Source organism: Jejuia spongiicola (genome assembly GCF_023502325.1).
Taxonomy (GTDB): domain Bacteria; phylum Bacteroidota; class Bacteroidia; order Flavobacteriales; family Flavobacteriaceae; genus Wocania_A; species Wocania_A spongiicola.
This window is the reverse complement of record NZ_JAMFLZ010000001.1, coordinates 438,976-457,610: the sequence shown is the minus strand read 5'-3', so window position 1 is coordinate 457,610 and position 18,635 is coordinate 438,976. Positions and strand designations below refer to the sequence as shown.

At 31.4% G+C, this 18,635-nt stretch carries 17 protein-coding genes; 8 read left to right on the top strand and 9 right to left on the bottom strand.

Features of this window, described 5'->3' with window-relative positions:
• Positions 1 to 15: 15 nt before the first annotated feature.
• The gene (locus M3P09_RS02105; RefSeq protein WP_249971841.1) at positions 16 to 2,859 is read right to left on the bottom strand and encodes a WD40/YVTN/BNR-like repeat-containing protein; all 2,844 of its coding nucleotides are present in this window, start codon (positions 2,857 to 2,859) and stop codon (positions 16 to 18) included.
• A 156-nt stretch (positions 2,860 to 3,015) separates the two neighbouring features.
• Entirely contained in the window at positions 3,016 to 4,875 is a 1,860-nt protein-coding gene (locus M3P09_RS02100; RefSeq protein WP_249971840.1) for a T9SS type A sorting domain-containing protein, read from the bottom strand.
• Positions 4,876 to 5,048: 173 nt separating this feature from the next.
• Between M3P09_RS02100 and M3P09_RS02095 the strand changes: the two genes are divergently transcribed.
• Positions 5,049 to 6,341, top strand: a complete 1,293-nt coding sequence (locus M3P09_RS02095; RefSeq protein ID WP_249971839.1) for an aminopeptidase P family protein — start codon at positions 5,049 to 5,051, stop codon at positions 6,339 to 6,341.
• Between the two features lie 68 nt (positions 6,342 to 6,409).
• Here M3P09_RS02095 and M3P09_RS02090 read toward each other — a convergent pair whose 3' ends face one another.
• The gene (locus tag M3P09_RS02090; RefSeq protein WP_249971838.1) at positions 6,410 to 7,732 is read right to left on the bottom strand and encodes an aspartate kinase; all 1,323 of its coding nucleotides are present in this window, start codon (positions 7,730 to 7,732) and stop codon (positions 6,410 to 6,412) included.
• A gap of 98 nt (positions 7,733 to 7,830) precedes the next feature.
• Between M3P09_RS02090 and M3P09_RS02085 the strand changes: the two genes are divergently transcribed.
• The gene (locus M3P09_RS02085; protein ID WP_099564864.1) at positions 7,831 to 8,487 is read left to right on the top strand and encodes a hypothetical protein; all 657 of its coding nucleotides are present in this window, start codon (positions 7,831 to 7,833) and stop codon (positions 8,485 to 8,487) included.
• A 60-nt stretch (positions 8,488 to 8,547) separates the two neighbouring features.
• Here M3P09_RS02085 and M3P09_RS02080 read toward each other — a convergent pair whose 3' ends face one another.
• The 5 genes from M3P09_RS02080 to brnQ all read right to left on the bottom strand — a co-directional run bounded on the left by M3P09_RS02080 (position 8,548) and on the right by brnQ (position 12,447).
• Positions 8,548 to 8,931, bottom strand: a complete 384-nt coding sequence (locus M3P09_RS02080) for a hypothetical protein (RefSeq protein ID WP_249971837.1) — start codon at positions 8,929 to 8,931, stop codon at positions 8,548 to 8,550.
• Positions 8,932 to 8,996: 65 nt separating this feature from the next.
• Positions 8,997 to 9,353: a nuclear transport factor 2 family protein gene (locus M3P09_RS02075; protein WP_249971836.1), complete on the bottom strand. Its 357-nt coding sequence runs from the start codon at positions 9,351 to 9,353 to the stop codon at positions 8,997 to 8,999.
• A gap of 90 nt (positions 9,354 to 9,443) precedes the next feature.
• Positions 9,444 to 10,004, bottom strand: a complete 561-nt coding sequence (locus M3P09_RS02070; RefSeq protein WP_249971835.1) for a carboxymuconolactone decarboxylase family protein — start codon at positions 10,002 to 10,004, stop codon at positions 9,444 to 9,446.
• A 287-nt stretch (positions 10,005 to 10,291) separates the two neighbouring features.
• On the bottom strand, positions 10,292 to 11,140 hold the full coding sequence (locus M3P09_RS02065) for a helix-turn-helix domain-containing protein (protein ID WP_249971834.1): 849 nt from the start codon (positions 11,138 to 11,140) through the stop codon (positions 10,292 to 10,294).
• An 8-nt stretch (positions 11,141 to 11,148) separates the two neighbouring features.
• Positions 11,149 to 12,447: a branched-chain amino acid transport system II carrier protein gene (brnQ, locus tag M3P09_RS02060; RefSeq protein ID WP_249971833.1), complete on the bottom strand. Its 1,299-nt coding sequence runs from the start codon at positions 12,445 to 12,447 to the stop codon at positions 11,149 to 11,151.
• A gap of 36 nt (positions 12,448 to 12,483) precedes the next feature.
• Here brnQ and M3P09_RS02055 point away from each other — a divergent pair, with 36 nt between their 5' ends.
• The 3 genes from M3P09_RS02055 (at position 12,484) to M3P09_RS02045 (ending at position 13,920) form a co-directional block, all read left to right on the top strand.
• Positions 12,484 to 13,260, top strand: coding sequence for an alpha/beta fold hydrolase (locus tag M3P09_RS02055; RefSeq protein ID WP_249971832.1), 777 nt, complete (start codon positions 12,484 to 12,486; stop codon positions 13,258 to 13,260).
• A 62-nt stretch (positions 13,261 to 13,322) separates the two neighbouring features.
• Positions 13,323 to 13,589, top strand: coding sequence for a DUF1660 family phage protein (locus M3P09_RS02050; RefSeq protein ID WP_099564871.1), 267 nt, complete (start codon positions 13,323 to 13,325; stop codon positions 13,587 to 13,589).
• Positions 13,590 to 13,671: 82 nt separating this feature from the next.
• Positions 13,672 to 13,920 carry a DUF1660 family phage protein gene (locus M3P09_RS02045; protein ID WP_099564872.1) on the top strand — a complete coding sequence of 83 codons (249 nt, stop codon included), beginning with the start codon at positions 13,672 to 13,674 and terminating at the stop codon, positions 13,918 to 13,920.
• Here the strand turns inward: M3P09_RS02045 and thiL are convergent.
• On the bottom strand, positions 13,910 to 14,956 hold the full coding sequence (gene thiL / locus M3P09_RS02040) for a thiamine-phosphate kinase (protein WP_099564873.1): 1,047 nt from the start codon (positions 14,954 to 14,956) through the stop codon (positions 13,910 to 13,912). The genes M3P09_RS02045 and thiL overlap by 11 nt on opposite strands.
• A gap of 280 nt (positions 14,957 to 15,236) precedes the next feature.
• Here thiL and M3P09_RS02035 point away from each other — a divergent pair, with 280 nt between their 5' ends.
• The 3 genes from M3P09_RS02035 to M3P09_RS02025 are packed head-to-tail and all read left to right on the top strand — an operon-like array spanning position 15,237 to position 18,631.
• Positions 15,237 to 16,505, top strand: coding sequence for a choice-of-anchor B family protein (locus tag M3P09_RS02035; RefSeq protein WP_249971831.1), 1,269 nt, complete (start codon positions 15,237 to 15,239; stop codon positions 16,503 to 16,505).
• Between the two features lie 9 nt (positions 16,506 to 16,514).
• Positions 16,515 to 17,858: a hypothetical protein gene (locus M3P09_RS02030; protein ID WP_249971830.1), complete on the top strand. Its 1,344-nt coding sequence runs from the start codon at positions 16,515 to 16,517 to the stop codon at positions 17,856 to 17,858.
• Between the two features lie 2 nt (positions 17,859 to 17,860).
• Entirely contained in the window at positions 17,861 to 18,631 is a 771-nt protein-coding gene (locus M3P09_RS02025) for an MbnP family protein (RefSeq protein ID WP_249971829.1), read from the top strand.
• The last annotated feature ends 4 nt before the right edge of the window (positions 18,632 to 18,635 follow it).

Here is an 18,635-nt window from a genome sequence, read left to right as displayed (position 1 = left end):
TTAATTTATGTGCATTTAGTTCACTTCAAAAGCCTTTTTATCAGATTCTATTTGGACGGTATAAATACCCTTAGGCAAATAATATTTACCATTGTCTGCTTTATTTATTTTAACACTTGTATTCTCTTTCATCAGTGTTTTTTGAGCTTTTTCCGATATAGTTAAATCGTAATCAAAATTATTAAACCCTTTATCGCTTTTTACTTTTATTTGAGCTAATTCAGAATTATTCTCTGATAGAATTTTGATTTCTTTTTCTTCAGCTTTATTTGTATAAAATTTAATATTAATTGAAGGCTCATTAACCTTTGACCAAGCTCTAAAAGAACTTCCCCAACGTGTAGAATATTTTACATCTTCAATATCAAAAAGAACAATAGATTGATTCATTTTTGATGCATTCATTTTTTGAAAATGCGCAATATTAGTTTTGTAAATGCTCCTACCGTGAGTTCCTAAAAGTAAATCGTTTGCTTTTGATTGAACAACAATGTCGTGAACTGCAACACTTGGTAAACCTTTACTAAAAACCTCCCATTGCAAACCATTATTGAAAGACACATATGCACTATTATCTGTTCCTAAATACAAAATATTCTCGTTTTTAGAATCTTCTTTAATCACATTTACTGGAGATAATGGAATATTAGAACTTATCTTTTTCCATGTGTTTCCATAATCATCACTCATATAAGCGTAAACCGAAAAATCATCCCAACGGTATCCATTTAAAGTTACATAAACCCGTTCTTTTTTATGCTTCGAAGCAATAACACGTGACACCCACAAGTTTTTTGGTAAATTGTTTGAAATATTCTGCCAACTTCCACCTCCATTTTTTGTAACATGAATTAATCCATCGTCACTTCCTGTATAGATTAATCCGAACTGAAAAGGAGACTCACTAATGGATGTTAATGTTCCATATGCTACATTTCCTTTTTTACCTCCGTTAGTTAAATCATTACTAATAGCTTCCCAATCATCTCCTTGGTTCATGGAACGCATTAACTTATTTCCACCTAAATACAAAATATCTTGATTATGTGGCGACAGCAATATAGGCGTTTGCCAATTAAATCGATATGGGTTTTCGCCTAATTCATGCTTTGGTTGAATGTACTTTCTCGCTTTTGTATCTCTATTTATTCTGAAATAATTTCCGAATTGATATCCTGTATAAACTATATTAGAGTTTCTGTTATCTATTTGAATATGCATGCCATCTCCTCCCATAAGCCTTTGCCATGGATACTGCCCTTCTTGTTGCCAAAGTTTATTTTTACTAGCATTATGAGCTCCAACCCAAACGCCATTATCTTGTAAGCCACCATATACATTATAAGGTGTTTCATTATCCACGTTTATAGCATAAAATTGACCTACCGAATTTACATTTAATTTTTCCCAGCTTTCACCATCATCATAACTCATATTTAACCCGCCATCATTACCATTAATCAAATGCCCTTGTTTTTTAGGGTTTATCCATAGCGCTTGATGGTCGGCATGTACATTTTCTTTACTTATAGACACAAATGTTTTCCCGCCATCTTTAGATTTTAAAATAGGAACTCCCATAATGTATATAGCGTCTTTATTTTGTAGATCGACTCTAATTTCACCAAAATAATAACCGTAGCTATAATACAAACCATCAATATAATCATCATGAGTTTTTTTCCAAGTTTTTCCACCATCAACGCTTTTGTAAACTTCTGCTCCAATTACAGGTGTATCAAAAAGCATTGTGTTCGCATTTTCTAAATATTTAGCTAAATCGATAGGTTTTACATTACCACTCCTAATCATTTGTTTTACATTTTCAGCTCGGTATTTTTCTTGAAACCCATTCGTTTTTAAAAATCCATTAAGTTTTTTATCTTCAAGGTTTAAGAAAGATTCAGCAGTCATGGTTTTAAAATCTTCTTTTACAAGTCCATGTTTTTCTTCTTTTTTTGAATCTTCTTTTCTTCTAAACTGACTATCATGTAACGCGTAAATTATGTTCTCATTAAAAACCGCTAAACCAATTCTACCAACACCATTACCTGTTGGGAAACCACTTTCTTGAGTCGTTATTTTGGTCCATGTACCACCCGCATCTGTACTTTTATAGATTGCAGAATTATTACCGCTACCATTAAAATTCCAAGCTTTTCTGTCTTTTGTCCATGATGAAGCAAACATAATGTTGTAATTATTTGGTGCATGTTGCACATCAATAACACCGCTTACATCATCAACAAATAACTTTTGTTCCCAAGTTTTCCCTCCGTCAGTCGTTTTGTAAATACCACGCTCATTATTTGAAGAATACAAATGACCCGTAACACCAATAACTACTTCATCTGAATTATTTGGATTGATGAGAATCCGACCTATATGATGAGAATCTGGCAACCCTACATTTACCCATGTTTTTCCTTTATCAGTTGATTTTAGAATTCCTATACCTGCATAACTAGAACGCGATGAATTGTTTTCTCCTGTACCAACCCAAATGGTTTTCGTTTTCCAATCTACAGCAATATCACCAACATTTTGAGTGTTTGAAGTATCTAAAATTGGCTCAAAAGTAGAACCATTATTTACTGTATACCAAACACCTCCAGAGGCATAACCAACATAAAACTCGTTTGGATTGTTAGGGTTAACATCTAAATCTACAACTCTTCCGCTCATTATTGTTGGTCCAATATTTTTAAAAGTTACATTTTTAACTAATGATTTTTGAGTTAACTCTTGCTTTTGTTTAATAGCTTCCACTACTTTTTTTACAGGCGTTGAAGCTTGTTGACTAAAGCCATAATGAAAACAAAAAATAAGGCAAATAATAAGGTTTTTTAAAAGTCGCATTGGTGGTTATTTTATTTTGATGAAATTTAGTTATTCTTAATGGTCTAGCAAAATTTAGCTATTTATTTAACAACGATTCAATAATTTTAAATAGGTTAATAAAAAAGCCTGTGAAATTATATCACAGGCTCTCAATTATAATTGTCAACTTAACTATTAATCTAATATCATCTTTCTTGTAATCATAGCAGAATCGGAATGGATATTTACAAAATAAATCCCTTTTGAAGCGCTTGGTATTTCAATAGTTTTAGTTTTTGAAGCATTTGAAATATCGTGCTCAGAAATCAATCTTCCGCTAATATCATAAATAACAGCTTTTTGCAAATTAATATAAGATGCGTTATTTATATAAAATTGATTTTTTGCTGGATTAGGATATAAACTGATAGCATTATTTAATTCATCTTCTTCAACGCTTAAGTTACAGATTGAAGAATCTGTCATTACTGGTTGTGAACAAGCTACAACAGAAGTGCTTCGTCCGTGCACATTAGTTGCGCCAGCAATATTATTAGCCGTCAACACACGTTGTTGCTCACTATTAGAAATAGCATAATGCATTACATCATTTCCGTTATCAACTTGGGTTGAATTATCAATAACATGCCCTAGTTGATGCCCATGCCCCAATTCATGCAGAGCTACACTTTCAAAGTCATATTCGGTAAATGCTGGTAAACCTGTACCAAAATGCCAATCAGTCTCATCATCAAATACAATATCTAATTCAGCTACATGCCAATTCCAGCTTGAAGCATTACCAAAAGCACCACATGCAGAATACCAACTAGAGCATCTTCCTAAAACACCATTTGGCAAGTCATCAGCAGGCACCGCGTTATTATCAAATTTAACAACATTAACTCCATCTGAGGCAACAACATCTGTTGTTGTAGCTGAACCACTTATAGTCCAATTAACTTTAGTTTCGCAACGCCATCTATCCAGTGCTTTTTCAAAATCTGCCTTAGCTCCAGGGAATTCTGAGTCATTAAAAAAATCAGTTTGCATTTCCCATGTATAACCACCACTAGCATTGCGATTTACATGCCTAGTTTGATATGCATAAAACCCTAACGGACCATTAGCTCCTGGAGGCATTTGGCCAGTCTCATCATCTGGATCAAAAGTTGCATTAAGTTCTGCATATGAAATTGTTAGAGTAGCTGCAGAAACATCCGAAGTAGTATCATCATGTGTTACTCTAATGATTCCTGTTCCAGCTCCACCAGGTATTTCCACTGTTATTTGTGTATCGGACCATGTAAGTACTTGGCTATCTAATGCATCAACAAACGTAGCTCCTCCATCATCCGCATTACTAAACCCAACCTTTCCTTTTGTTCCTCCAAAACCTAAGCCAGAAATTGTTAATACCGTTTTGGTACCTGCAGTGGCTGTTGTAGGGGCAAAGGTAATAGCTGATGGAGGTAAGAAAACCTTCGATGTTGTAGTCTTTTTAATGTCTGTAGTAAATGAAGCTATTTCTATGTAGTTTGACTTAGTATAATTCATTATTTCATTATAAAATGAATTAGCGATTCCTTTCTTTTTGCTTAAAGGGTTTGCCGCAATATTATCGTATAAATTATATCTGTAAAACCCTTGTAAAGAGCTATAAGTTCTGTATTTTTTATTTGAAGATTTAGCCTCTAATTCTACAGGAATATTATTATCATATAAAGTAAATATTCCAATATCTCCTTTTCTTAATTTCAAACTAGGAGAAACTATTAAAGCTTTATTCCCTACTGTACCTCCAAGCGTAATAACCTCAATTGTTTTAGGCTGATCTCCTTTAAAGACCTTATACACTTCTACTGTATTTGAAGTATAAATGTTATGATGATTATCATCCCAAAATGATTTTTTTGCAATTACTTTTCCTTCTACAATTAAACTAGATTGTTCAACTTGCTCTTGCAATGGTATTTCTTTCAAGGCGGCTTGAGCCATTAATTGCTCTGCACTTATTAAAAATAATAAGGCAATAAATAAAGTAATTTTCTTCATCATATTAAGTTTTAGAGTTATTTGCATAGCAAAATACAAGCTTTTAAGCTTATCTATTAAACCATACATTCTTATTGGTCTTCAAAAAATCTGAGGGATTATCAAATATAATAAATAATTATATATGATTTATTTAGATTTGCTACATTTAGCAAACTTAATATATAGTTAACATGAAATATCATTCAATAAATTCCAACCTATTCATAAAAAATAGAAAAAAATTCGCTGAAAGCATGAAAGCCAATAGCTTAGCGGTTTTTAATTCAAACGACATTTACCCTATAAGTGCTGATAGTACTATGCCTTTTGAGCAACATCGTGATATTTTTTATTTAAGTGGTGTAGACCAAGAAGAAAGCATCTTAGTTTTATTTCCAGATTGTCCAAAAGAAACCCATCGTGAAATTCTTTTTTTAAAAGAAACTAACGAACATATTGCTATTTGGGAAGGAGAAAAATTAACCAAAGAAAAAGCATTTGCAACTAGCGGAATTAAAACAGTGTATTGGCTTCAAGACATGGAAAAAATCATGTTTGAAATTATGACGCAATGCGATACTGTTTATATTAATACTAATGAACATTATAGAGCTAATGTTGAAACCGAAACCAGAGAAGATCGTTTTACTAAATGGCTAAAACATAAATATCCTGCGCATAGCGTAGCTAAAAGTAATCCTATTTTGCAACGTTTACGTTCAGTTAAAGATCAAATTGAAATAGATTTAATACAACGGGCATGTAATATTACCGAAAAGGGTTTCAAACGAATTTTAAATTTTGTAAAACCTAATGTTTGGGAGTTTGAAATTGAAGCAGAGTTTATGCATGAGTTTTTACGTAATCGATCAAAAGGATTTGCTTATACACCAATAGTGGCTTCAGGAAACAATGCTAATGTTTTACATTATATTGAGAACAATCAGCAATGTAAATCTGGTGATTTAATTCTTATGGATGTTGGAGCAGAATATGCTAACTATTCAAGCGATATGACGCGAACCATTCCTGTTTCGGGTAAATTTACTGAAAGACAAAAAACTGTATACAACGCTGTTAATAGAGTAAAAAATGAAGCGACAAAAATGTTAGCTCCAGGAACTATTTGGGCAGATTATCATGTAGAAGTAGGTAAAATAATGACTAGCGAATTAATAGAGCTAGGACTTATTGATAAAGCTGATGTACAAAATGAAGACCCTAATTGGCCAGCATATAAAAAATATTTTATGCATGGTACTAGCCATCACATGGGTTTAGACACACATGATTATGGCATTTTAACAGAGCCTATGCAAGCTAACATGGTTTTTACCGTAGAGCCTGGTATTTATATTCCAGAGGAAGGTTTTGGTATTCGTTTGGAAGACGATGTTGTCATTCAAGAAAAGGGTGAACCATTTAATTTAATGCGAAATATTCCTATTGAAGCAGACGAGATTGAAGATTTAATGAATTCATAAAAAATAAATGAGGGCCGTTAAAAAACGACCCTCAAACTACAACACTAAAAACTGCAATTTACATGTATTTATAATGTGACTAACTCAAATAAATAATTGTTTAGTTTTCTTAGCGTGTTGATTTTGTCTTTAGAGTTTATCAATAAAGATATATTATTTTTGCTTCCGCCGTATGAAATCATCCTGATTTTTACATCTTTAAGAATCTTAAATAGTTTATGAGTGTCTTGATGATTTACCACCGAGTGCCCCACCAAACAAACAATACTTTGCGCTTTATCTACTTCAATAATTGCAAATTCTTTTAATTCGGCAACAATTTTATCTAAATTTCTGTCATCATCAATAGTTAAAGAAACTGCAACTTCTGATGTTGTAATCATGTCAATAGAAGTCTCATAAATTTCAAAAATTTCAAAAACTTTCTTTAAAAACCCGTGTGCCTGAAGCATTCTGCCTGACTTAATTTTTATAGCCGTAATATTATCTTTAGCAGCAATAGCTTTAATACCATTGTTTGATGTCATATTAGAAATCAATGTACCATGAGCAACGGGATTCATTGTGTTTTTTAAGCTTACAGGAATATTATCAGCTCTAACTGGCGTTACCGTTTGCGGGTGCAAAATCTTTGCTCCAAAATAAGCTAACTCTGCAGCTTCATCATATGACAAATTAGAAATTGGTCTTGTGTTTTCAACATATCTTGGGTCATTATTATGCATTCCATCAATATCTGTCCATATTTGTACTTCTTCAGCTTTAACAACGGCTCCAATAATAGTTGCTGTGTAATCACTCCCGCCACGTTGTAAATTAGATATTTCACCTTCAGCATCTAAACAAATAAATCCTTGTGTTATGTATATATCGGCTTCTTCTGAATACTTAAAGGCTCTATCTAAATATTCTTTTATATGAGACAAATCTGGTTCTTTCGCTGCATCAATTCGCATAAAACCTAAAGCAGGTAATAATGTAGAACGCAAACCTTCTTGCTTTAAATAACAGTTGAATATAAATGTGGATAGTAATTCACCTTGTGCTAAAATTTTATTTTCTAAAACATCGGAATACAGCTTATATGTTGAATCTATTAACAAACTAAATATCTCTGAAACATAATTTTTTGCCTGCTTATTTAGTTTTTTATCAATAAGCAAGCTATTTATTGTAGCTATATAAGTTCCATGAAGTTTATTAATTTTTTCAATAGCTTCATTTGAATTTTTATCTTCTATATAATTTGCAATAGCAACTAACTCGTTAGTAGTGCCTGACATAGCAGATAATACCACGATTTTTTTACTATCATCATTAATTATATTTTTTACATTAATAATGTTTTCTACAGACCCAACCGATGTTCCACCAAATTTTAATACACGCATTTATATTAATTTAAAGTATAAAATTACAACCTGTTCTTTCAATAAAGATATTTCTTGAAAAAAATGTTTACATTTACACAAATTGTTATATAATTAACATGAGAACTGTATCAAACTGTGTAGAAGATATTTTAATCTCTCAACCCTATTTAGAAGAAGCCTTATCCAGAAACATTATCAATTTTAGTGCTCTGGCTATTGAGCTTACTAAACCAATTAGCGAAATGCTAAAAAAGGATGTAAAACCTGGTGCAATCATGATGGCTTTAAGACGTTACAATCCACCGGTAACGCTTTCAAATTCTGTTAAAATGAAGCGTATGTTGCAAAATTTAGGTGATATTACTGTACGTTCTAACTTAACTGATTTTACTGTAAAAAATTCAAATACTTTAATACATAATCATGCAAAAGTTTTAGAAAAAATAGATGGAGAATCTAAACTGTTTTACACGTTTACTAGAGGCGTTCACGAAAGCAATATGATTATTTCTAGTAGTTTAAAAAATTATATTACCACACATTTAGAAAACGAAACGTTTCTAGCTGCACAAGATAATTTATCGGCAATTACTATTAATTTACCCAAAGACAACTCGAAAGTTGCTGGGTTGTATTATCATTTTTTTAAGCGGTTAGCTTGGGAAGGTGTTGTACTTTATGAAGTTATTTCTACTACAAATGAGTTTACTATTTTGGTTGAAGACAAATATGTTGACAAAGCTTTTACCGCTATAAAAAGGGTGAAAAACTAGAAAAGACGCACTGAATAATCAGTACGCCTTTTCAACAATTAACTAGTCACAATCAATAATTTATTTTACAACTAAAGTATATTGTGGTGTTTTATTAAAAGGACAAAAATATTTATAGGTTCCTTTTTTAAGAACAACTTCTTTTGAAGATTCTGTTTTACCATGTTTCACCATTTGAGAAACATAAGCATCTGCTATATGGTTTTCAGGTTTAGATCCATCTTTACCATCTTCAATTAAAACTAACCCTACTTCTAGAGCTGCGTTATTATTTGTAACACTAAACACATACGTCCCTTCTGAAAGTGTTAATGCTTTTTGTGTAAACTCTCCTTCTGTTTGTTCAAAAGATACAGTTTTAACAACATTTTTATCCATTTTGTCTTGAGCGGTAGCTGTTAATGTAAAAGCTACTAAAAATAATCCTACTACTAAATTTTTCATGATTTTGTTTTTTAATTTTTATTCTGTTTTTATTTATTGACTATATAATTTGTTTGTGTTTTAACTTATGCGTGGTAATAACGTTCTCTATAAATTTTACCATCTTTCCATTGTGTTGCAACTGCTTGCTCTGAAAGCATTGTGCTTCCATCTTTAAGCTTTAATTCCATTATTGCAGTGTAAAAAGATGTATTTCCTTGTACAGCAATATCTTTAACCTCATATCTTATAAATTCTTCTAATTGGTTATCAATAAAATCTTGTTCAAAATCTAGATTAAATTGTTTTCCTTTTTTAGGTTCACCATTTGCTTCTCTTAATTCTACATCATCATGAAGATAGGTATCCATTGCTTCAATAAATTTAGCCTCCGCTAATAATTCGTGAATGTGTTTTAAATTCTTTTTAATTGGATTTGCCATTGTATTTTTATGTTAGTTATTGTTTTTACAATTCCGCCTCAATAATTGTTGAGGCGGAACTCTTTAAAACGACTTTCGATTCGTTCATAATTAGTTTGCAGTTACTGCAAATTTGCCTGCTTCAACACTTGGAAAATCCACTTCGGTTTCCGCAATATGGTTTACATAATTGGTTAACGTATTAGACACTACATTTAAAATGATTTCTAAAATATCACCATCATTATAACCAGCTTCCTTAACAGCTTGAATAGTTTCAGTAGAAACTTGACCTCTGTTTTTTGTTACCTCTTGTGCAAATTGTAACCCTGCTTGTGTTTTTGCATCTGCTGCAAGACCTTGTCTGTTTTGTTCTGTTTCCTCAACAGTTAAACCATTCATTTTGCCAATAGTTGTGTGTGCAGATAGGCAATAATTACATGCATTTTCTTCTGCAATTGCTAACGCTAATTGCTCTCTAAATTTGTTGTTAAAGTTTCCGCTTGCTGTTAATTCTCCTAAACTTAAATATGTTTGTAAAGTTGCTGGAGAGTTTCCAAATACTTTAATTAGGTTTGGTATAAATCCTAATTTGTTTTGAACGGCGTTAAACAGTTCTTTAGATTTTCCTGTTGTAGTTTCTGGGTTTAATGTTTCAATTCTTGTACTCATAATTTCTATTTTTTAATTATTGTTTTAATTTATTTACTTGTGTTTTTGCATTCGCATAATTCCTTTTCTGGGTGATTTTCATCGTATTCTTGATACCCCCAACAATTAGGACATTGTGTATTTTCTGTTGTTTTCATAATTGCTTAGTATTTATATTAGCATTAACGAGAATACTAGTTTTTTGAACTCTTGAGATGTTCTCAAAAAGTTCGTTTTTAATTACAATGCAAATATGCGACAGGAATGAAGGCTAAAAAATGGACAAAAGTTCCTAATGCTTGGACAGACTAGTTTCTTTGGTCTTTTTTGAATTGAAGTGGCGATTTTGAAGTCGCTTTTTTGAAGAATCTGGTAAAATATGCCGAATCGTTAAAACCTAAATCATAGGCTATATGTTTTACAGAATCGTTAGTATAAAGTAATTGACGCTGCGCCTCTAATACAATTCTATTTTTAATAAAATCACTAGGTGTTTGCGAGCCTATTTTTTGAAAGTGTTTGGTTAACGATTTAGGAGAAACACCTAAGCGGTTTGCGTAATGGGTTACAGAATGTAGTGTTTTAAAATTCTGCTCAACTAGTAAACTAAAATCTTTAAAGAGTTTTGTTTCTGTATCATCTTTTATAATATGATACTCTTTTTTTATTCGTACAGAATGAATTATGAATTGCTTTAAATATGTTTGAAGCATATCGTATTGTGCTGTTACTTCATTTCTTTTAAACTCATCAATTAAACTTTCTAAAACAAATTGGAGCTTGCGCGTATCACTTTCACATGGTTTTACAAAAGGAGTTTCGTATACATTATTAAAAAGCACTCCATTACATGCTACTTCTTTATCGTGAGTTTGTATACAGTAAAAATCGCGAACAAATGTTATCTTATATGCTTCTTTAATTTTTTCAGATTCAACTGAAAATACTTGACCTGGAGATAAAAAGAAAAGCACATTATCATCAAAAGCATAACTTTCAAAATCTATATTATATATACCTTTCCCTTCTTTAATCCAGTATATACTGTAAGCATCAACTTGTTCTGGTTTATTAAAAACACAAGCCTTTTCAAATTGAATAACACTTAATGAAAATATATCTTTATAGGAGTATGTTAAAATTTCTTGAACTGCCATTTTTTAGTTTACTCTGACGCTTTAGTCGTAAAAGTTTTAATATTTAACAACAACCAAACAAGAAGTGCTGGCAATACCCAGCCCAATTGAAATTGAGACAATGGAATAAGTATTTTTACACCTTCTAAATATTCTGGATTAATAATAAAGCCTAAAAAATCTGGAATGCTAAATAAAAATGTTACCAAAACCACAAGTCTAAAAACTGTTTTTGTAGCAAACTTATCTGGAAGTACATTAAGCAAAATAAGAACAATTGTAATTGGGTAAATAAACATTAGTACTGGTAAAGCTATCATGATAATAGTGTGGAAATCGAGTTGACCAAAGCCTATTCCTATTAAACAACTTAAAACAGCAACACTATTGTAAACTACCTTAGAATCATTAAACAAGCCTTTAAAATAATCAGCAGTCCCTGTTATAATTCCAACTGCTGTAGTAAAACATGCTAAAGCTATTAATACACTTAAAAAGGTATTTCCTATATTGCCTAGAGTAGCAATACTTATTCCTCTTAGCAAAGTAGCACGTTGCATGTCGCTACTTAAACTACCATCTACAAAAATATCTTTTCCATAAAAAGCTCCAACAGCTATTAAACCTGCATATATTAAAAACAAGCCAAAACCTGCTATAAAGCCCGATTTCCTAATTATCGATTTTAAAGAATCTGTATTTGAATAATCTTTTAATTTTAAAGAAATAATAATTACACCACCTACAACTACAGCTCCTATAGCATCAAAAGTTTGATATCCTTCTAAAATGCCATCTACAATTGGTGTTGAAAAAGTTGAAATGTTCATTCCAACATTACTAGAAAACAAACCAATACAAATAACTAATATCAAAATAACAACTATAAAAGGTGTTAAGTATTTACCAATAAAATTTAATATTCTGGAACGATTTAAAACAAACACTAAAACCAAAGTAAAATAAATACTACTGGTTAGCAGTGGGTTAGTTTCAAAATTTGGAAAAATTGCAATTTCGTGAGTTGCTGCTGCTGTTCTAGGTGATGGAATGGTTATTGAAATAGCATAAACCAAAATACAATAAATCGTACTAAAAAGTGGTGACACTTTTTTTCCAAAATCAAACATGGTACCTTGAAGCTTAGCATGTGCTAGTATTCCAAAAATAGGAATCACTACAGCAGTAATCATAAAACCAATAGTTACCCAAATCCAATTACCCCCTGCGTTATAACCTAATAACGGAGGCAACAACAAGTTTCCTGCCCCAAAAAACAAAGAAAATAAGGCAAATCCTGTAATTAGTATTTCTTTAGTTTTATTCATAGGATTGGTTTTATCTTTGCCGAATATAGTATAAATATGATTTTAGTACACAAAGGCATTAATATTTTTTATAAAGACGAAGGTAAAGGGCAAGCTATAGTTTTACTTCACGGGTTTTTGGAAAACTCAAAAATGTGGGATGCTTTTATACCTCAATTAACTCAAAAAAACAGAGTTGTTTGTATTGATTTATTAGGGCATGGACAAACTGATTGTTTAGGGTATATTCATTCTATGGAATTAATGGCTAATGCAGTTGAAGCAATTTTAAATCATTTAAAAATTAAGCAATCCATTTTTATTGGACATTCTATGGGAGCATATGTTGCACTTGCTTTCGCGGAAAAAAAACCAGAAGCCGTTGCTGGTTTATGCTTAATGAATTCTACAGCAAAAGAAGATTCAAAAGAAAGAAAAAAAAATAGAGACCGTGCCATATTAGCTGTTAAACAAAATCATAAAACATTTATTAGGCTTGCTATTAATAATTTATTCAGTCCAAAAAATAGAACTGCTTTAGTTGAAGATATAAAACAGATTACAAATGAGGCATTACAAACTCCATTGCAAGGTATCGTTGCGGCACTAGAAGGCATGAAAATAAGACCAAACCGAGAAATCATTTTAAGCTCTAAAAAATTTAAGGTGATGATGATAATTAGTAAAAAAGATCCTGTATTAGATTATAGCTTATTAATATTACAAGCAAAAGAGATAAAAGCAAAAGTAGTAGAATTTCCTGATGGACATATGAGTCATATAGAAAACAAAAGCGATTTCTTACAACATATAATGCATTTCATCGAAAATTAATTACACTTTATCGTTTTTATTAATTTTTTTTCCTATGTTTATTGTCCCTAAATTTTTGACCCATGGAAAAAACTACCAACAAACCTACTTTTATCCCAAAAATGTACTGCAATATTTTTGGTCATGATTACCAAGTAACTAAAAAAGTGACTTATCATGTTAAAGAATATACATGTAAGCATTGTAAAAAAGAATTAACTACAAATAGTAACGGAAGTTTAATTGAACTAACTCCTAAATTTAGAGAGATAAATGACATTTTAAGTCGGATTCATGCTTCAAGAACTCAACGTTTAAAGAAGAAATCATTCGCTTCGTCGATTTATTAACATCTTGTTGATAACTTTAACAGCTTTTTAATACATTTAATGTCTCTCCTTTAAAATAGTATTTATTAATAGTTGAAAGTTTATGAAAAACATACATTGTAAGATGTTTGGGCATGATATAGGAATAACAAAAGAAGTTACCTACCATGTTAAAGAGTATAAGTGTAAAAACTGTAGAAAAGAATTTACTACTAGTAGTTCAGGTAATTTAACTGAGCTTACAACTAAATATAAAGAAATAAATAAAGTTTTAGAATATATTCATAAAAAGCGAATTTCTAAAACTAACCGACAAAAGCTTAATTCTAATTTACTAGTATTTAAGCATTAAAATTTTTCCATCCCTGTGCCTTTATTGGAATTCTTGTATCAGCTCTAGTTACTAAATGCGTTCCTGCACCCTCTTCTTTTATATGCCCAATTATTGAAAAGTTTGGATTTGCTTTTATTTTTGAATAATCATCTTGAGAAATAGTAAACAAAAGCTCATAATCTTCTCCACCATTTAAAGCAACTGTTGTACTATCAATATTAAACTCTTCACAAGTAGAAATAACTTGAGGATCCAATGGAATTTTTTCTTCATATATATCGCAGCCCACTTTACTTTGTTTACATATATGCAATATCTCAGAAGATAGGCCATCGCTAATATCAATCATCGCCGTAGGTTTTAGTTCTAAATCCTTCAACAATTTAACAATATCTTTTCGTGCTTCGGGTTTTAATTGGCGCTCAATAATATAAGAATATGGTTCTAAGTCTGGTTGATTATTTGAATTCACCTTATATACCTCTTTTTCTCGTTCTAGCACTTGTAATCCCATATAAGCGCCTCCTAAGTCGCCTGTAACTACAAGTAAATCACTTGGATTGGCACCACTTCTATATACTTCTACATCATTTTCAACTTCGCCTATAGCGGTAATAGAAATTAATAACCCTGTTGTAGATGATGTTGTGTCTCCACCAACAACATCTATATTATAAATATTGGCAGCTGTTTCAATTCCAGCATATAAATCTTCAAGAGCTTCTAGCGGAAACCTATTTGACACCGCTATTGATACTGTAACCTGCGTAGCTGTTGCATTCATTGCATACACATCAGATAAATTAACAACCACTGCTTTATAACCTAAATGCTTTAGAGGTACATAACTTAAATCGAAATGCACACTTTCCACTAGTAAATCGGTAGTAACTACAACTTTTTTATTCTTAAAATCTAAAATAGCCGCATCATCACCAATACTTTTAATGGTTGATGTTTGTTTGATTTTAAAATTCTTTGTTAAATGTTCTATAAGTCCAAACTCTCCTAAATCACTTAATTGAGTTCTTTGTTGATTTTTATCTTCTATCATTCTGCAAAAATAAGAAGCTATTTTTATTAATCACCAAGCATTTATTATTATAACAATAAAAACTAATCATTTTTGAGTATTTATTCGTTCAATTTTAACATTATAATCGATGAGTTGTCAGGCTTTTTAAGTATTATTAAACTAATTTTGTTATTTAGTACAATAATCTAAACTTTTATTTATTAGGTTTTTAAGGTTATAATATATGTAACAAATTGTTCGTTTTGATATTATGCTATGATATTAAAATTGAAAAAGAATAATTAAAAAATTGCAAAACATGAGCAGGTCTTTAAAAAGCACCAATACCCTAAGAATATTAATTTTAGGATGTTTTTTGATGCTAACAATTTTTTCTTGTAATAATGAAACTATTGAATCTGAACCCGACCCAGTAACAGATTCTACTCTTATAACCCCTTGTGAAAATGGCTTCGCAGGTATTTACCCTTGTAAGGATTACGATTTAATCTCGCATTTACCTATAAGTACTTTTGGTGCAACTAAAGGGAGCGACTCTTGGGGTTGGACAGACCCAACAACTGGTAATGAGTATGCTTTACTAGCTACAGATACAAATGTTGCTTTTATTGATATTACTGAACCAACAAAACCCATCTATTTAGGGAATGTTCCAACTGAAACGGTAAATAATACTTGGCGAGATGTTAAAGTATATAAGGATCATGCATTTATAGTTGCAGATAATGTTGGGGCTCATGGCATGCAAGTGTTCGATTTAACTCGTTTGCGCAATGTTGAAAACCCTCCTGAAATTTTCACTACCGATGCGGTTTATACTGGTATTGGAAGCTGCCATAATATAGTAATTAATGAAGCAGAAGGTTTTGCTTATTTAGTGGGTTGTAATACATTCAGTGGTGGGCCAAACTTTATTGACATTTCAAACCCAAAAGACCCCATTGCTGCTGGTGGATACTCTGCCGATGGGTATTCTCATGATGCACAAGTTATTACTTATAATGGACCTGACACTGATTATACTGGAAAACAAATTTACATAGGTAGCAACGGAAGTACTTCTGGAACGAACAAAGTTGTAATTATTGATGTTTCAGATAAAGCAAACCCTCAATTTATTGCAGATATAACATATTCAAATTCAGGGTACACACACCAAGGATGGTTTACCGAAGACCAGAAGTATTTTATTTTAGGTGATGAACTTGATGAACAATTTTTTGGAAATAATACTAAAACTCTAATTTTCGATTTTAACGATTTAGACAATCCCACTTTATCATCCACCTATTTTGGACCTACATTAGCAATTGACCATAATGGATATGTTAAAGACAATACTTACTATTTGGCAAATTATAGAGCTGGGTTACGAATACTAGATATTACTAATATTGCTGCCTCGTCAAATGCTATGACTGAAGTTGGTTTTTTCGATACATTTCCATCGAGTGATAATGCCAACTTTAATGGTGTTTGGAGTGTATATCCTTATTTTGAAAGCGGGAATATTGTTATTAGCGATATTGAAGGAGGCTTGTTTATTGTTAGAAAGAGCGGCACATAATATTGTATAATGTTAAAAAAACTTCATAAAATATTATGTCTTTTACTTCTTGTTTTCTTTTTTATAAACTGTTCTAAAAATGAAGACAACCCAAAAAGCCCTATATCTTTTTCTCCAGAAATTGAATTTGTGAGAACCTATGGAGGTTCTAAAAACGAAAGTGCTAATGCAATTGTAAAAACTCAAGATGGAGGTTATGCTGTTTTTGGATATACACAAAGTAATGATGGAGACATAATTGATAAGCAAGGGGGGTTATTTGATTATTGGCTACTTAAATTTGACCAAACTAATAATTTACAATGGCAAAAAACATTTGGAGGAAGTGATGATGACAGAGGCACTGATATTATAGAAACAACAGATGGTGGATTTGTAATTTTTGGTTTCAGCCAAAGTAATAATGGTAACGTGACCGAAAATGCTGGTGCAAGTGATTTTTGGGTTATAAAACTTAATGCGTCAGGGGTTATATCTTGGCAAAAATCTTATGGGTTTTCTGGTGCAGATGACGGCATTTCTGTAATTCAAACAAATGATAGTGGTTACCTTTTAATCGGCGTTTTGGATGTCACTGCATCTGGAGGTTTAGGGAACAGTAAAGCTTTTGCCTCTAAACACGCAGGTGGCGATTATTGGGCTGTAAAACTTAATGCTTCTGGTAAAAAGCAATGGAGTAAATTTTATGGTGGGACTTTTACAGATACGCCTTACGATGTTATTCAAACTAATGATAATGGTTATATTTTGGTTGGATCTTCTGATAGTAACGATGTTGATATTAAAAACTATAAAGGATCTTACGATTTTTGGGTGATTAAAATATCCGAAACTGGCACATTAGTATGGGAAAAATCATTTGGAGGTACTGAAATTGATGAAGCTAGGGGAATAACAAATTCTAGCGACGGCAATTATATTATAGTTGGGGATACTAGAAGTGATGACTTAAACGTTTCTCAAAATAATGGTGCTGCTGATTTATGGGTAGTTAAAATTTCTCCTTTAGGAGATATTTTATGGGAGAAAACTTTTGGAGGTACTAGTTTTGACGTAGCTAGATCAATCTCAAAAACTCAAGATAATGGTTTCTTAATTTCTGGAAGCTCAAGGAGTAATGATGGAGATGTTACAAACAACAATGGACAAAATGATGCTTGGGTATTAAAAATAGATGCAAATGCCAATATTGAATGGCAAAAAACAATAGGTGGAAGCGCTATTGATTTTGCTTACGATGTAGTCGAATTAAATGACGAATCCGTAGTAGCTGTTGGCGAAACAAACAGTTCTGATATTGATATATCAGAGAATAAAGGATTTACAGATTTATTAATTTTCAAAATAAAATAAAATTGCAACGAATAATCCCCATACTACTATTTAGCTTTTTAACTCTAGTATCGTGTCATAAAGATAATGATGACACTATTACTCAAGTAAATGCTACTTTCAACTTTACTCATAATTGGGACGGAGCATCTGTTTCAAATGTAAATTTCAATACAATTCAATATACCAATGCTAATGGTGAGCAACTAAGTATTACAAAGCTTAGATATTTAATTTCAAAAATTACTTTTCAAAAAACAAACGGAGAAAAAATCACACTAGATGGTTATAATTTAATTGACGTTACAAACAATTCAAACTTATCATTTACACCAACTTCTACAATTCCAACAGGAGAATACAGCAAAGTAACATTTACCTTTGGTTTTAATAATGATGATAATTATAATGGAAATTATACAGATTTAAATTCGGCATCATGGAATGTGCCTGCTATGCTAGGTGGTGGTTACCATTATATGCAATTTGAAGGAAAATTTATTGATAATACAGCAACAGAAACAGGATATGCTTATCATGCCATAAGAGCCGTAGACAATTCTAAAACACCTCAAGAGTTTAAAGACACTTTTTTTGAAGTTGATTTAGGAGCCATTACTATAACAAATAATGCGGCTTTTAATATTAAAATGAATATTGCCGAATGGTTTAAAAACCCAAATACTTGGAACTTAAACACATTAAATAGCATGTTAATGCCAAATTTTAATGCTCAAGTTATGATGTTTGAAAATGGTCAAAATGTATTTAATTTAGAATCTGTTACACAATAATTTT

What these genes read in the sequence shown, in the direction of transcription:
- M3P09_RS02105 (WP_249971841.1), bottom strand. Translation starts at nt 2,859, where the DNA reads ATGCGACTTTTAAAAAACCTTATTATTTGCCTTATTTTTTGTTTTCAT.
- M3P09_RS02100 (WP_249971840.1), bottom strand. Translation starts at nt 4,875, where the DNA reads ATGAAGAAAATTACTTTATTTATTGCCTTATTATTTTTAATAAGTGCA.
- M3P09_RS02095 (WP_249971839.1), top strand. Translation starts at nt 5,049, where the DNA reads ATGAAATATCATTCAATAAATTCCAACCTATTCATAAAAAATAGAAAA.
- M3P09_RS02090 (WP_249971838.1), bottom strand. Translation starts at nt 7,732, where the DNA reads ATGCGTGTATTAAAATTTGGTGGAACATCGGTTGGGTCTGTAGAAAAC.
- M3P09_RS02085 (WP_099564864.1), top strand. Translation starts at nt 7,831, where the DNA reads ATGAGAACTGTATCAAACTGTGTAGAAGATATTTTAATCTCTCAACCC.
- M3P09_RS02080 (WP_249971837.1), bottom strand. Translation starts at nt 8,931, where the DNA reads ATGAAAAATTTAGTAGTAGGATTATTTTTAGTAGCTTTTACATTAACA.
- M3P09_RS02075 (WP_249971836.1), bottom strand. Translation starts at nt 9,353, where the DNA reads ATGGCAAATCCAATTAAAAAGAATTTAAAACACATTCACGAATTATTA.
- M3P09_RS02070 (WP_249971835.1), bottom strand. Translation starts at nt 10,004, where the DNA reads ATGAGTACAAGAATTGAAACATTAAACCCAGAAACTACAACAGGAAAA.
- M3P09_RS02065 (WP_249971834.1), bottom strand. Translation starts at nt 11,140, where the DNA reads ATGGCAGTTCAAGAAATTTTAACATACTCCTATAAAGATATATTTTCA.
- brnQ (WP_249971833.1), bottom strand. Translation starts at nt 12,447, where the DNA reads ATGAATAAAACTAAAGAAATACTAATTACAGGATTTGCCTTATTTTCT.
- M3P09_RS02055 (WP_249971832.1), top strand. Translation starts at nt 12,484, where the DNA reads ATGATTTTAGTACACAAAGGCATTAATATTTTTTATAAAGACGAAGGT.
- M3P09_RS02050 (WP_099564871.1), top strand. Translation starts at nt 13,323, where the DNA reads ATGGAAAAAACTACCAACAAACCTACTTTTATCCCAAAAATGTACTGC.
- M3P09_RS02045 (WP_099564872.1), top strand. Translation starts at nt 13,672, where the DNA reads ATGAAAAACATACATTGTAAGATGTTTGGGCATGATATAGGAATAACA.
- thiL (WP_099564873.1), bottom strand. Translation starts at nt 14,956, where the DNA reads ATGATAGAAGATAAAAATCAACAAAGAACTCAATTAAGTGATTTAGGA.
- M3P09_RS02035 (WP_249971831.1), top strand. Translation starts at nt 15,237, where the DNA reads ATGAGCAGGTCTTTAAAAAGCACCAATACCCTAAGAATATTAATTTTA.
- M3P09_RS02030 (WP_249971830.1), top strand. Translation starts at nt 16,515, where the DNA reads ATGTTAAAAAAACTTCATAAAATATTATGTCTTTTACTTCTTGTTTTC.